We start from the raw sequence: 12,851 nt of genomic DNA on the forward strand, positions 1-12,851 counted from the left end.
CGCCGCAGCGGCGCCGAGGTGTGTGGGCGAGGCCATGAAGTTCGCGCCCGCCGACGGCCGGATCGACCCCGGACTGGACCCGGACGGTACGGCGACGTGGATCATCGCCCTGATCGCCTCGGTCCTCACCAGCGCGGCCACCAGCCCGGGCTTCCATCCCGCGGACCAGCTACCCACCCTCCGCCTCATCCTGACCCGCTTCCTTCAGGCGAAGCCGCACGGCTCCTACAGGTCACGGCGATGACCAGCGCGGTCTATCGCGTCGAGCACGGACGCATCGTCGAGTACTGGATACAGATCGACCGGCAGGGAATCACCGCTCAGCTACAGCAAGCGGCAACCCAGCACTGATGCCGTCCCGTTACCAGGGCAAGGGCCGGCCGGCCGATCTCAGCACGCGAATCCGGCGGTCGGATTTCGAGCCGCTCAGCCGGTCGTTCGTGAGGTGTCCAGGGACCGGCCGAAGCCGGCGAGCATGTGGAAGTGGTTCTCCTGTAAGCCGAGCCGCGGGTCGACGTGGTGGAGGAGCCCGGGCCCTTGGTGGTGGGCGGTCACGTACGTCTGGTCCAGCTCGCTCTGCTCGTCGTCCACCCACACGAAAGGACGGCCGCCTGCAAAGTCCACCACCGGCCCGGTCTTCCAATGGATTCCATCCGGGCGTTCCTTGGATGCGCCAGTACCTGTCGCGCAACTGAGCCCAGCAATGAAGATCGGAAGATCACCATGGCCGATCCACAGATGGTCTACCTGCTCTGGCACGTACACCATCACGTGCCGGAAGAAACGGAAGTCGAACACTTCAAGACTCCCGACGACTTCTGGGCCGATGAAGAGGCGGGGGACGACGTCAAACTGCTTGGGACCTACTCGAGCAGGGACGCCGCACGGGCACGGATTGAACGAGCCCGCCAACTCCCGGGCTTCAGCGAGGAACCGGACTGTTTCCACGTGGAAGAGTTCGTCATGGACAAGGACGAGTGGACTGAGGGGTACGTATCGGACTGAGCAGTCGGACAGCGTCGACCATCTGGCCGAGACCGCCCACCCCGTCGGCTCCTTCTCCCTCTACCCGAGTTCACCGAGACGGAGGACGTCCCTTGTCTCGCTGAGCTTCACGGTCGTCGCTGGGGTCTGCTCCTGCGCTTGTTCAGCGAGTCGGAGGGCATCGTCGATCTCGCTGAGCTTCGCCGAGGACAGGACGGCCGCCCGCTCTATCAGGTCGTCCCGTGACACAGTGGTCAGCCACGTGCAGGGGGTGAAGCCTGGACGCGGGAACGCGAGCCGCAGCACGCCTTCGAACGGCACTCCTTCACCGGCCCCCACCATCACTTCGATGCCCAGACCGCCAATGTCGACGCCCGCCGGAGCGACGACCTGCATCACCCGGATCCCGGACGCGTCGTCTCCCGACAGCAGCACGACCAACCTCCGCTCGTCGAATTGGACCCACCAGACTTCGCCGCGTTGCACAAGTCCTCCAGACACAGGACGGCAGACAGGCGCTGCGCGAGCCTGACGCGCTGTGGAGACGGGTGCGGCCGCCGTTGATCATCGGTGTGTGAAGACTGAAGATCACGCTGTGGCCGCAGGTCACAGCGTAAACCCTGCCGACTGGCAGGAGGCGTTCGAGGGCCTGACGAGCCGGATACGGGACGGTGCACGCGGGTCGAATCCCGGCGCCGAGCCCGGAAGGTGGTACTCGGCCTGCTGTCTGACCTGCCGCGCAAGAACTGCTGGACTATCGCCGAGTGGGCCGGGGACAGGACCCCGGACGGCATGCCGCACCTGTCCGGGCGGGCCGAGTGGGACGCCGACCAGGTCCGCGACGACCTGGGTGACTACGTAGTGGAGCATCTGCGCGACAGCCAGATAACCGTTTACCTCACCCACTCGACCCCGCGAGGGCACGCGGCCATCGACCGGGAACTCCATGTTCCGCGTTCCTGGACCTCCGACCCCGACCGCTGCCGGGCCGCCGGACTCGGTGACAAGACGGAGTTCGCGACCAAGCCAGAGCCGGCCGCCCGCATGGTCACCCGATTCCTTGACGCCGGCCACCGGGCCGCATGGGTCGCGGGAGACGAGGTCTACGGCGGCAACCCGGGCGCTGGTGGGCGGGGAGGGTGAGGGCCACGCCGGATGCCCGGCCGGGCAGGCCTAGGGAGAAGGCGATGCAGAGCGCGGGGTCGGAGTACGCGAGGACTGGGGACCCAGGGCCCCCCACCCGGAGCGCCGCCCTCGTCACGCAGGGTCGGTGTTCCGTGAGGACACCCTACGAACCAGCCCGCCCTCCGGGACATCGACGACGCCAGACCGGGCACTCGTTCGACAGATCGAGCATCGGGGAGTACGCCATGGCACGCGTCAAGCAGTACGCCGTCGCCGCTTCCGGGCAGTGGACGGACGAGGAGGAAGGCAGGCGCCGCCTGCCCGCGGGCGAGGTGCACGCCTGGGAGCCCGGCATGAACCAGACCGTGTGCGGTCTCTCCCTGAGCCGCTCCCAGCTCGGACGCTTCCCGCACATCACCTGGACGGACACCTTCCCGGAGTCCGGCGGTGCGGCGGATCGCGTCCAGCGCCAGTGTTCGCGCTGCGCCTCGGTCGCCGGGCGTCGCGGCGGCGATACCCGCCCTCGGTGGCACCGCAGAGATCCCAGGCCCTGAGCCCCCCACCCAGGGGCGGGCGTCCACAAGGAAAGGGCGCCTCCTGTACCTGAACAGGCCTCCCGCCTCCCGCCCCGCACGGTGTAGCGCTTGAAGAGTGAAGTGCTGGTGGAAGGGTGTGCTTCCGACTATCTAGGGGATACGGGTCGACATGTCGACAGGTAGAACCGCACCCCCGACGGCCGCGACAGAGACCTCCCTTCAGCGGGCCCTCACCACTCCCCTGCTCTTCTTCTTCATCTTGGGAGACGTCCTAGGCGCCGGCGTCTACGTCCTGGTCGGCCAGGTCGCCGCAGACGCGGGCGGCGCCGTGTGGGTGCCTCTCATCGTCGCCCTCCTGCTGGCTCTCCTGACGGCCGCCTCGTACGCCGAGCTCGCGACGAAGTACCCGAGGGCCGGCGGAGCGTCCCACTACGCCACACGGGCGTTCGGTCCGGCCGTCGGCTTCGTCGCCGGATTCTGCATGCTCGCCGCGGGAATCGTCTCGGTCGCGGCACTCGCCCGAGGCTTCGGCGGCGCCTACCTTTCGGCATTCGTCACGCTTCCCGTCGGATTGGTCGCGGTGGTCTTCCTGGGCGCACTCGCGCTGGTCAACGCGAGGGGCATCAAGGAATCGACCCGTGCGAACGTCGTCGCCACCGTCATCGAGGTCGGCGGTCTCGTCGTCATCGTCGGCCTGGGCGTCTGGCTGCTGGCGCGCGGCGAAGGCGACACGAGCCGGCTCACCCAGCTCGGCACTTCGGATAAGGGAGCTGCCGCGGCTGTCCTGAGCGGTTCGGTGCTGGCGTACTACTCCTTCGTCGGTTTCGAGACCTCGGTGAACGTCGCGGAGGAGACCCGAAACCCCCGCCGCTCCTACCCGCGAGCACTGTTCGGCGCACTCGCTACGGCGGGCGTCGTGTACGTCCTCGTGGGGATCGCGGCCTCCGTCGCCGTGCCGACCGACACGCTCGCCGGGTCCAGCGGGCCGCTGCTCGAGGTCGTCAAGGCGGCGGGCGGCGTTCCGACATGGCTCTTCAATGCCGTCGCACTCGTCGCCGTCGCCAACGGTGCACTGCTCACCGGCATCATGTCGTCCCGCCTCGCCTATGGCATGGCACGCGACGGGCTGCTGCCGACCGGACTGACCAAGGTACTGCCCGGTCGCCGGACGCCCTGGGTCGCGATCGTGGCCACCACGGGGCTGGCGATGCTCCTCGCGCTGACCGGCAGTGTCGCCGAACTCGCCTCCACTCTCGTCCTGCTGCTCCTTGTGGTGTTCTCCATCGTCAACACCGCGGTCCTCGTCCTGCGTAGGGACTCGGGCGAGACCGACCACTTCCGGGCTCCGACCGTGATCCCCGTCCTGGGGCTGATCTCTTGTGTCGTGCTCGCCACACAGATCGAGGCGCAGGTGTGGGTGCGTGGTCTCGCGGTGATCGCGGTCGGCGTGGTGCTGGCGGCGGTCGCCACCAGGCGGGCGAAGGCCACCGACGGGAGGCGGGGAGACGCCCTCGGCACGAGGCGGGGTGCAGCGGTCGGCACGAGCGGCTCGGACGAGGCGCCCGGTGCGGGCCCGACTGACACGATTTAACGGCGGCGATTGTCCGGTGACGGCGGCCAGCCGTCGAGCACCGGCGCTCTCCGACCGGCGTGGCGGCTATGCCGGTGCCCAGCGACGTCGGATGCTCCGAACGCCCTGGGAGGTTCGCGGTCGGGCCCAAACGACCGCGGGTCTCGCCGGACGTCTGTCCGAGTGAAGCCCCGTGCGGTGCCCGGGAGCGGCTGTGGGTGCCGCACCGTTCGCCGCTCGTGGAGACCACCTCTGGCCCACGACAGCGCGCCGTCACGTGGTGCAATGTGACGTGTCCGGTCGCCCTGGCACGGATCTACGCCCCTCCGGACACAATCCCGGCCGGCATCGAGCAGTAGAGGATCGATCGTTGTGAGCTCAGAAGGGTTGGACGGCGGGCAGGCCCCTCGTCCCACCGCACGCGGGAGCCTCCAGGGCGGAACGATGACTTTGGCCGGGGCCTTGGAGGCGGCGGAGGCCGCAGCCCCCGTGGAGTCGCTCGACGTGGTCGCGCGCATGCTGAAGGAGCACCTCGGGGCGGCGTCGGTGTCGTTCCTGATCACTGACTTCACCGGCAGTTCGGTCGTGCGGCTGGGGGCAGCGGGCAGCGTCGAGACCGATGAGCCGGCCCGACGTATCTCTCTGCGCGGCACCCTCTACGACGACGTGATCCGCAGCCAGCGGCCGAGGGTGGAGGACGGGGGCGGAGGTCGGCTGGTGCGGGTCGTCGCCCCGGTGACCAACCGCGGCGACGCCATCGGGCTCCTCGAACTGTTCCTGCCCGCGGTGCCGGGCGTCGAGGTGATGCGGGAGATCGGCGAGACCGCGCACGCGCTGGCGTACATCGTCATCGCGAACCGGTCCCACACCGATGTGTACCAGTGGGGCCGGCGCACCACCCCGCTGAGTCTGGCCGCGGAGATCCAGCACCGGCTCCTCCCGGCGTCGCTGGCGTGTGAGGCGGCGCAGTTCGCGGTCGCCGGGGCGCTGGAGCCCGCCGAACACGTGGGGGGCGACACCTTCGACTACGTGATCGACCGGGACACCGTCCAGCTCTCCGTGACCGACGCCATGGGCCACGATGTCGACGCCGCGCTACTGGCCACCCTCGTGGTGGGTGCCCTGCGCCGGGCGCGGCGGGCGGGCGCCGGACTCGCGGAGCAGGCCCACCAGGCCGACCAGGCCATGCGGGAGCATGGTCGCCAGGGCTACGTCACCGGGCAGCTGTTGCGTATCAGCCTGCTCGACGGCCGGACCGAGTTCGTCAACGCCGGGCACCCCTGGCCGCTGCGGATGCGGAACGGGGAGGTACAGGAGATCGTTCCCCGCGTCGACCTGCCGTTCGGTCTCAGCCCTCACGCCGCACGCGCACACATCTACCGGGTGCAGTCGCTGGATCTGCGGCCGGGTGATCGGCTGGTGATGCTGACGGACGGCATGCTGGAACGCAACGCCGAGAACCTCGACCTGTCGGACCTGATCGTCCGTACTCGCGAGCTGCATCCCCGCGAGGCCGCCCGCACTCTCGTCGGGGCGGTCGTCGACGCCGGCCGAGGCCACCTGGACGACGACGCCACCGTCATGTGCCTGGACTGGCACGGTGTCGCCCATACCCAGCGGGACGCCGCCACCGGCGCCGACCTCACCGACGCCTCGGAACCTTCGAGGACGGAACGGCCCGCTGCCGGATGACGAAGCCCGCGGTGGACGGAAAGAGGGTGGCCCAGGGCGGGGAGTCGCCGCGCTGACCCCAGGAGCTGGTGGCCCTCCGGAACGTGGCCCGTCCCGGAGCCGGCTCCGGTAGGGCACTCGTACGGACCGTGCCGGCCACCGGGCGGTGCGTCAGGCGGTGCGCGGCCTTCTGAGGGGGGCTCCCGCCGCGTGGAGGCTGGCCAGGCTCTGGCGGTAGGAGGTGATCAGGCTGGTCTCCAGGTAACTGACTCCGAGCTCCTGGCAGTACGCGCGGACGATGACCTGGGCCCTGCGCAGGTGCGGGCTCGGCATGCTCGGGAAGAGGTGGTGCTCGATCTGGTAGTTGAGACCGCCGAGGAGGATGTCGGTGAACCGGCCTCCGCGCACGTTGCGGGAGGTGAGGACCTGGCGCCTCAGGAAGTCGGGCCGGTCGGCACCTCGCAGGATCGGCATGCCCTTGTGGTTGGGGGCGAAGATCGAGCCGAGGTAGACGCCGAAGAGACACTGGTGGACGAGGAGGAACACCACCGCCTTGCCGGGCGGCAGCACCAGGAACAGCGCACCGAGGTAGGCCGCGAAGTGAGCGGCGAGCAAGGCCGCCTCCCACACGCGGTGCTTGAGCGAGCGGTCGAGCAGCGACCGCACCCCGGACACGTGCAGGTTGAACCCCTCCAGCGTGAGCAGGGGGAAGAAGAGGAACGCCTGGGAGCGGCCGAGGAGCCTCGGCAGTCCCTTTGCCTCGCGGGCCTGGTCCTGCGTCCAGACGAAGATGTCCGGGTCGAGATCGGGATCGAGGTCCTCGTGGTTGGGGTTGGCGTGGTGGCGGGTGTGCTTGTCCTGCCACCAGCCGTACCCCATGCCGATGCCGAGGTTCCCGGCGACGCGTCCGGACACCTCGCTTGCCTTGCGGAGTCGGAAGACCTGCCGGTGGGCGAGGTCGTGCGCGAGCAGGGCCACCTGCCCGAACACGAAGGCGAGGAAACCGGCTGCCAGCAGCGTCCACCAGCTGTCGCCGATCAGGACGAAGACCGTCCACCCACCGGCGTACAGGGCCGTCACGGCCGCGATGCGCAGCGCGTAGTACCCGGGCCGCCGGGCCATGAGGCCGGCGTCCTGGATCTTCCGGGAGAGCCGGGCGAAGTCACTGCCCGTATCCATCCTTACGGGAGCGGGCCCGACCGTTTGTGAAGGGTTCATGATCAGATACCACTTTCCGTAACCCGGCGGAGGAGGGGTGCGACCGATGAGGGTGCGCGCGGTCGCGAGCGCGGCCCGGGCGGGGGCGGGCCGCCCGTGCCGAGGTCCACACCCGATACGCGGGTGGCGCTCCCCGTACTGCGCATACCCGGGATGACGGACTTGACGTACGTCTCTTCTCGCCCCTTCCGCTCCGGTCTCCGGGCGAGCAGAAGCGCGGGCGGCACGCTCCCGAAGGGGCGGAGTACCACCGATCGCGCGGAGTACCGCCGAAGGCGAGGGGTAGTCGCGCAGGAGCCGTACTGGAGGAGCTGAGATCCATGGTGATCCACATCGATCGGGGTCTGACCGCTCGCGTCTCGGACCCGGCCCACACGCTGCGTCAAGGAGCCCACGATCAGGTTCTCGGCCTGCTGATGCTGGCGGTCGGCGTACTGCTGGTGCTGATGCCCATGGCGACGCAGCTCGGCCCCAAAGACGCTCAGGTGAACGAGTTGCTGGTCGGGCTCGTCGTCGCGTTCACCGCAGGCCGGCGCATGTACCGGGGCTCTGGACCGTGGTCCGACGCCGTGATGGGCATCGCGGGTGTCTGGCTGGTGGTCTCGCCCTTCGTCCTGGATGCGCAGAACACCGCCGTGCACACGGCGGACCGGATGCTCGCCTTCGTGACCGGCGGTGTTCTGGTCGTTCTGAGCCTGGTGTCCGCGCTGATCTGGCGGTTGGACCACAAGCGCCGCTCCCGGTGACCCGGGCTCCGTACCGCGTGACTGCCCGACCCTCATCGACCAGTCCCCGTACCGGGTCCGTGGCCGTAACCCCCGCGGGCCCGGCGGGCTTCCGGACGGCGCGACCAGCCCCTCGACTCGGCCAAGCCCCGCCGCGCCAGGTCCTGGTCCGACAGGGCCGTCGTAGAGCCGACGGGAGTCAGTCCTGGACGTTCGCCGACGTCACGATTCGCCCGCCCGCCGCCCCAGCCCGAGGAACGGCCGGGGCGCGGGCGGTGTGTCCGCGCCCCGGGAGGTCAGGACGTGGCGCAGGAGGTGCCGCCGAGGGTGAAGGCGGCCGGGGCCGGGTTCGTCGCGCCCTTGGTTCCTATGAAGCCGACGGTGACCGCACCGGACGGGGCGATGGTGGCGGTGTAGGAGGCGGGCGTCACCGCGACCGCGCTGCCGGTCTGGGTGGCGGTGCCGCCCCAGGCGTGGGCGACGGTCTGCCCGGCGGCGAAGGAGAAGCCGAGCCTCCAACCCTGGATGGGGGTGGTGCCGGTGTTGCGCAGGGTGATCTCGCCCTGGAAGCCGCCAGGCCACTCGCCGACCGCGCGGTAGCCGACGGCGCAGCTCACGCCGGGGACGGGGGTGCCCTCGTCGGTGGTGACATCGACGGAGGCCGAGCGGGGGGAACGGTTCCCCGCCGCGTCGCGGGCGTACACGGCGAAGGTGTACGTGGTGTCGGCGGTGAGGCCCGTCGCCGTGACCCCGGTGGTCGCGGTGGACGCGACCGGGGTCTCGGTGGCGCCGCCGACCCGGACGACGTCGTAGCCCGTGACTCCGGTGTCATCGGTGGCCGCGGCCCAGGTCAGGGTGACGGAGTCGGCGGTGACGGCGGTGGCCGAGGGTGCGCCGGGGGCGGTCGGGGCCTGGGTGTCCGGGGAGCCGCCGCCGAAGACGGTGGCCTCTCGCGAGGTCTGGGCGATGCCGTTCGCGCCGTGGAAGATCCGCTCGCCCCAGCCGCTGAGGCGGCTCGGGTCGAAGTCGACGGCGAGGTCGAGGACGGGATCGGTGTTCCCGCTCCATGACCAGGCGAGGTAACCGAGGCGGAGTTCCTCGGCCGCGGCCATCATGGTGTCCTCGTCGGGGTCGCCCCACTGGTCTGCGGGTCCTCCGAACTCCCCGATGAGAATCGGGAGCCGGGCGGCGGTGAACGCCCCCAGGTAGTCCCTGATCTCCTGCGCGGTGTCGAAGACGCTGTACATGTGGATGGAGAAGACAAGGTTCCCGGTGGTGTCGGCGGCGTAGACGGAACGCGCTTCGGCCTTCATGACACCCTGCCAGTCCTGACCCCAGTTGGGTGCGTCCACCATGATCGTGTGCGCGAGGCCGGCGGCGCGCAGCTTCTTCACGGCGGCGATGGTGGGGGCGGTCCAGCCTGCCGGGTCGGCGTTGCCCCACGGCTCGTTGCCGATGTTGACGATGATGTGGTCCTCCTGGCCTGCGAGGACGCTCTTCAGTCCGATCCAGTAGTCGGCCGCCTGGTCGAGGGTGCCGGCGGCCGCCTCCTCTCCGTACCCGGTGGTGTCGTGGACCTCCAGGACACAGATCAGCCGGTTGGCCTTGCAGTCGGCGACGACGGCCCGGACGTCGGCGGGGCTGTTCGCCGACCAGCGGTGGCCGTTGGAGAGCACGACCCGGACGCTGTTGGCGCCGAGGGCCTTGATGTCGGCGAGCGCCTGGGTCTCGCCCGGGTACCAGGTGTGGGCGTGGTTGACGCCTCGCATCACGAAGTCGTTGCCGTTCGCCTCCAGCAGCCGTCCGTCGCTGACGTGGAGTCCTGTCGCCACGGCGCCGGCGGTCCGGGCCTGCGCGTGGACGCCCCCGAGGAGGACGTACGCGAGGAGAGTCGCGATCCCGGTCACGAGGGTGAGGACGGCACGGGGCATGGGCGCTGCTCGCGTATTCACGGGGGCCTCCAGTCGGTGGGATGCTCCAGAGCGGTGGGAGCGCTCCCATGAAGTCATCGCGACGCCTACACGTCAAGACTTTTGGCACGTAACTGTGTTGCTCAGAAGCTTTTTTGATGTGCTGTCAGGCGGCGCGCCGATCTGCGATCGTGGGCGCCGCCTGGTCCCGCACACTCGTCGCTCCGGGCATCGTGTCGCGCAGGGCGTGCGCGGTGTCAGCGACCTGCTGCGGCCCCACGTCGGACGCGGGCGCCTGAAGGTCCACCACGAGCGGACACAGCCGGGCCCCCGACCTGGGGGACAGATCGGGGGCCCGGTCCTGCGCGGGGTGCCGCTGCGCGTGCCTAGTGCCGGAAGGTGTCCTTGACGTCCTCCTTGGCCTCGCGGGCGTTGCCCTTGGCCTGGTCGGCACGGCCTTCGGCGGTCATGCGCTCGTTGTCGACGACACGGCCGACGTTCTCCTTGGCCTTGCCCTTGATCTGCTCCGCCTGAGCCTTGCTCTTCTCCGTGCCCGACATCGGGGACCTCCTCGTGACGTACCGGATGGGTCTCAACCCCCTCCTGCTCCCAAGTACCACCCGTAAACCCCCCACTCCCCCGGGCATCCCGGTCCAGCCGTCGCACAGGGGCAGAAACCCCGGGGGGCCACCTCGTGGTGGGCCGGCCGGTGGGCGGCGGCGTCCTTGCCGCCGGCACACCGCGGACGAAGACCTTGTCCTCCGCCGTACGTGCGGGGTGTTCGGGGCAGACGTACAGGAACGGCCGATGGGCGGCCGGGCAGGAGGCGCAGTCATGGCACAGGAATCCCGACCCGTCCCGTCGGCCGATGCGGCCCGGTCGGCCCTGGAGGAGGTGTCCGACCCCGGCACGAGGGCGGTGGCGCTCGCGCTGCTCGCGGTCTGCGACGAGCTGCGGGCCGTGTCCGAGAGGACGGGCAGCATGGACGCGCGGCTGGAGCAGGTGAACCAGTACCTCGGGGCCCTTGCCAACAAGCCCTGATCTCCGGCCGCAGGGCAGACGGGTCGGCTCTCCCCGGTCTCAGCGCGGTCCCACCTCGGACCACCCCGCCTGCCCTGCGGCCACCGCCGCCACCCCCGCCACCGCGGCCACCGCGAAACTGCCGCATGACCGGTACGACTCCGTCGAGTCGTACCGGGGCACCGCGGTGGTGACGCTCCGCCGCCCAGGTGCCCCCTTCGCCCGGACTCCCGGCATGGGCCGTCGCTCAGTCCTGCCAGTAGAACAGCAGGGTGTCGACGTCGAGGGGCCCACGACCACCGAAGTGGTAGACGCACAGGTCGGTGACGCGGATCGCGCCTGTCGTGGTGTCGATCCAGCGGAAGCCGGCCGCGGCGAGGGCCTCACGGACCGCGTCCTGGCCTTCGGTTCCGCCTTCGGACTCAGCGGCTGAGGCGAACATGCCGAGCGTGCTGACGAACACCCTGCCCGCGCCGCATTCGATCACGTGATAGGTCCCCCCGCCCTGCTGGTGGAACTCCCCGCAGGAGATCGGTGCTCTCGGCGCGAGACCCGCAGTGGTCAGCGCGGCGGTCGCCCTTCGGAGCCGCTCGTCTTCATCGGGCAGGAAGGGCGGGTCGGTGCAGAGGGCTTCGACGCGCCACCGGGGGTCGCTGTTCCGCTGGCAGCCGCTCGCGTACGCGTGCACGATCGCGCTGCGGACTTCCTCGTCCAGGCCGGCCACCTCGACCCGGGGGCGCCCCAGCCCGTCGTAGATCGTTCGCGTCTCGGCCGCGTCCCCGGTGATGCGGTGCAGGGCGTACGCGGTCCAGAGCTTCGCCCCCGTCGTCGGCGCCTCCCCGAGGTAGCGGCGAAGACGGTCCGCGTCCGAGACGAGCGACTGGGCGAGGTACGCGACGCCACGATCAGGGTCCGCCAGTGCGTCGGTCACGTCCGCCCCCGAGCCGTGGCGCGTACGGATACGGAAAGCACGGTCCTCCGGCCGTTCGTCACCGACGTCGGCCAGGACCGCCTCGGCCCCGTAGCGCGTGACCAGCGCGTCCAACCCGGCCGCGCCGAGCGCCTGCTGACGTGGCCACGGTGAGGCCGCCAGCGCCGCCAACTCCGCTGCGGCCGAGCGGTCGCCCAGGAGACCACGGGCCTTGAGGATCGCCTCGGGCAGGCCGTACGACTCCTCCCGCCGCCGGTCCTCGTGCCGCAGCCACGGCAGGAGCTCCTCCCGGCCGGCGAGGAGGTCGAGCAGGGCGATGCGCACCTCGCCGACGTCACCCGAGTCGCGGACGCGGGCGATCAGGTCGGCGACGTGCCCCTCCGGCACCCGCCCGGCCAGCGCGTGCACGCACGGTCTGCGCCGCCACCACGGGTGTGCCGGGTCGACCGCGTACCGAGCCAGTTCCGCGGCGTCGACCTCGCGCAGGCCGACGGCGTCCGCGTGCCCCGCCTCCGGCACCAGCTCCTCGATGTTGCGCATCCGCGGATGCTACTTTCCCGAGGCGGCGCCCGTCGGTCGATATGTCGCGGGGCGGGCGGGTCCGGTCGGGTACTTCAGGTACTCACGCACTCGGGGCACAGCTGAGTACCGGCGCTCTGGGAGGTGAGCGGCCGGGCGGGCAGGGTGGAGCCATGGAACGACGAATCGATGGAACCGCCCGACTGTCGGCCGCCCTCGTGACGGCCGTGGTGGCGCTGGGGGCGTGGGCCGGCTGGCTGGGCTGGGACCAGCATCGGGATGTGCACCCCGACGGGTCGACGACCGGGCCGTACGAGGCCTGGCAGGTCATCGGGCTGGTCCTGGCGCTGCTGGCGGCGGTGTACTGGGCGGCCTCCCGGCGCCAGGCCGCCGGCGCGGTCCTCGGCACCACGGCCGGTCTGACCCTCGCTGCCGCCGTCGACTGGTCGGACGACGCCAGTGGCCTCTTCGTGATCGGCGTGGGGACGGTCGCGGTGGGAAGCCTCGCCGTCACAGCCGCCGCGGCTTCGGTGATCGCTTCCCTGACCGCTTCTCGCGGGCGCGGCAGGGGAGGGCGCGGGACGGGGCGGAGCCTCGCGTGACCGCACGCGGTTCAGGAGGACTCCGTACCTCCGTACCTAC

The 12,851-nt window shown here is 70.7% G+C and carries 13 protein-coding genes and 2 pseudogenes; 9 read left to right on the forward strand and 6 right to left on the reverse strand.

Annotated features, from left to right (window positions below; all coding sequences use genetic code 11):
• The first annotated feature begins 34 nt into the window (after positions 1 to 34).
• Positions 35 to 244 (forward strand): hypothetical protein, encoded by a 210-nt coding sequence (locus ABZ567_RS21395; RefSeq protein WP_360792236.1) that lies wholly within the window; start codon positions 35 to 37, stop codon positions 242 to 244.
• Positions 245 to 426: 182 nt separating this feature from the next.
• Here the strand turns inward: ABZ567_RS21395 and ABZ567_RS21400 are convergent.
• Positions 427 to 666 (reverse strand): annotated as a pseudogene (locus tag ABZ567_RS21400) (hypothetical protein); the annotation flags it as partial.
• A 57-nt stretch (positions 667 to 723) separates the two neighbouring features.
• Between ABZ567_RS21400 and ABZ567_RS21405 the strand changes: the two are divergent.
• Positions 724 to 1,005, forward strand: coding sequence for a hypothetical protein (locus ABZ567_RS21405; RefSeq protein WP_360792352.1), 282 nt, complete (start codon positions 724 to 726; stop codon positions 1,003 to 1,005).
• A 60-nt stretch (positions 1,006 to 1,065) separates the two neighbouring features.
• Here the strand turns inward: ABZ567_RS21405 and ABZ567_RS21410 are convergent, their stop codons facing one another.
• A complete protein-coding gene (locus ABZ567_RS21410; protein ID WP_360792238.1) occupies positions 1,066 to 1,470 on the reverse strand; it encodes a type II toxin-antitoxin system PemK/MazF family toxin in 405 nt (134 codons plus the stop codon).
• Positions 1,471 to 1,611: 141 nt separating this feature from the next.
• On the opposite strand from ABZ567_RS21410, the pseudogene ABZ567_RS21415 reads away from it, so the two are divergent.
• The 4 genes and pseudogenes from ABZ567_RS21415 to ABZ567_RS21430 form a co-directional block, all read left to right on the forward strand.
• A pseudogene (locus ABZ567_RS21415) lies at positions 1,612 to 2,103 on the forward strand (transposase); the annotation flags it as partial.
• Positions 2,104 to 2,354: 251 nt separating this feature from the next.
• On the forward strand, positions 2,355 to 2,663 hold the full coding sequence (locus ABZ567_RS21420; RefSeq protein WP_360792240.1) for a hypothetical protein: 309 nt from the start codon (positions 2,355 to 2,357) through the stop codon (positions 2,661 to 2,663).
• A gap of 151 nt (positions 2,664 to 2,814) precedes the next feature.
• Positions 2,815 to 4,236 carry an APC family permease gene (locus ABZ567_RS21425; RefSeq protein ID WP_360792242.1) on the forward strand — a complete coding sequence of 474 codons (1,422 nt, stop codon included), beginning with the start codon at positions 2,815 to 2,817 and terminating at the stop codon, positions 4,234 to 4,236.
• A 423-nt stretch (positions 4,237 to 4,659) separates the two neighbouring features.
• Positions 4,660 to 5,907, forward strand: a complete 1,248-nt coding sequence (locus ABZ567_RS21430) for a PP2C family protein-serine/threonine phosphatase (RefSeq protein ID WP_360792244.1) — start codon at positions 4,660 to 4,662, stop codon at positions 5,905 to 5,907.
• Positions 5,908 to 6,057: 150 nt separating this feature from the next.
• Here the strand turns inward: ABZ567_RS21430 and ABZ567_RS21435 are convergent, their stop codons facing one another.
• Positions 6,058 to 7,104 (reverse strand): acyl-CoA desaturase, encoded by a 1,047-nt coding sequence (locus ABZ567_RS21435; protein WP_360792246.1) that lies wholly within the window; start codon positions 7,102 to 7,104, stop codon positions 6,058 to 6,060.
• A 320-nt stretch (positions 7,105 to 7,424) separates the two neighbouring features.
• Between ABZ567_RS21435 and ABZ567_RS21440 the strand changes: the two genes are divergently transcribed.
• Positions 7,425 to 7,850, forward strand: coding sequence for a hypothetical protein (locus ABZ567_RS21440; RefSeq protein WP_360792248.1), 426 nt, complete (start codon positions 7,425 to 7,427; stop codon positions 7,848 to 7,850).
• 275 nt (positions 7,851 to 8,125) lie between these two features.
• Here ABZ567_RS21440 and ABZ567_RS21445 read toward each other — a convergent pair whose 3' ends face one another.
• Positions 8,126 to 9,760 (reverse strand): cellulase family glycosylhydrolase, encoded by a 1,635-nt coding sequence (locus tag ABZ567_RS21445; RefSeq protein ID WP_360792342.1) that lies wholly within the window; start codon positions 9,758 to 9,760, stop codon positions 8,126 to 8,128.
• Between the two features lie 365 nt (positions 9,761 to 10,125).
• Complete coding sequence (locus ABZ567_RS21450) at positions 10,126 to 10,299, reverse strand: CsbD family protein (RefSeq protein ID WP_360792250.1); 174 nt, start codon at positions 10,297 to 10,299, stop codon at positions 10,126 to 10,128.
• Between the two features lie 274 nt (positions 10,300 to 10,573).
• Between ABZ567_RS21450 and ABZ567_RS21455 the strand changes: the two genes are divergently transcribed.
• Positions 10,574 to 10,780: a hypothetical protein gene (locus ABZ567_RS21455; protein WP_360792252.1), complete on the forward strand. Its 207-nt coding sequence runs from the start codon at positions 10,574 to 10,576 to the stop codon at positions 10,778 to 10,780.
• 226 nt (positions 10,781 to 11,006) lie between these two features.
• Here the strand turns inward: ABZ567_RS21455 and ABZ567_RS21460 are convergent, their stop codons facing one another.
• Complete coding sequence (locus ABZ567_RS21460) at positions 11,007 to 12,230, reverse strand: hypothetical protein (protein WP_360792254.1); 1,224 nt, start codon at positions 12,228 to 12,230, stop codon at positions 11,007 to 11,009.
• A gap of 152 nt (positions 12,231 to 12,382) precedes the next feature.
• Between ABZ567_RS21460 and ABZ567_RS21465 the strand changes: the two genes are divergently transcribed.
• A complete protein-coding gene (locus ABZ567_RS21465; RefSeq protein WP_360792256.1) occupies positions 12,383 to 12,811 on the forward strand; it encodes a hypothetical protein in 429 nt (142 codons plus the stop codon).
• The last annotated feature ends 40 nt before the right edge of the window (positions 12,812 to 12,851 follow it).

The sequence above is a fragment of the Streptomyces sp. NPDC016459 genome, from assembly GCF_040632845.1.
GTDB lineage: Bacteria > Actinomycetota > Actinomycetes > Streptomycetales > Streptomycetaceae > Streptomyces.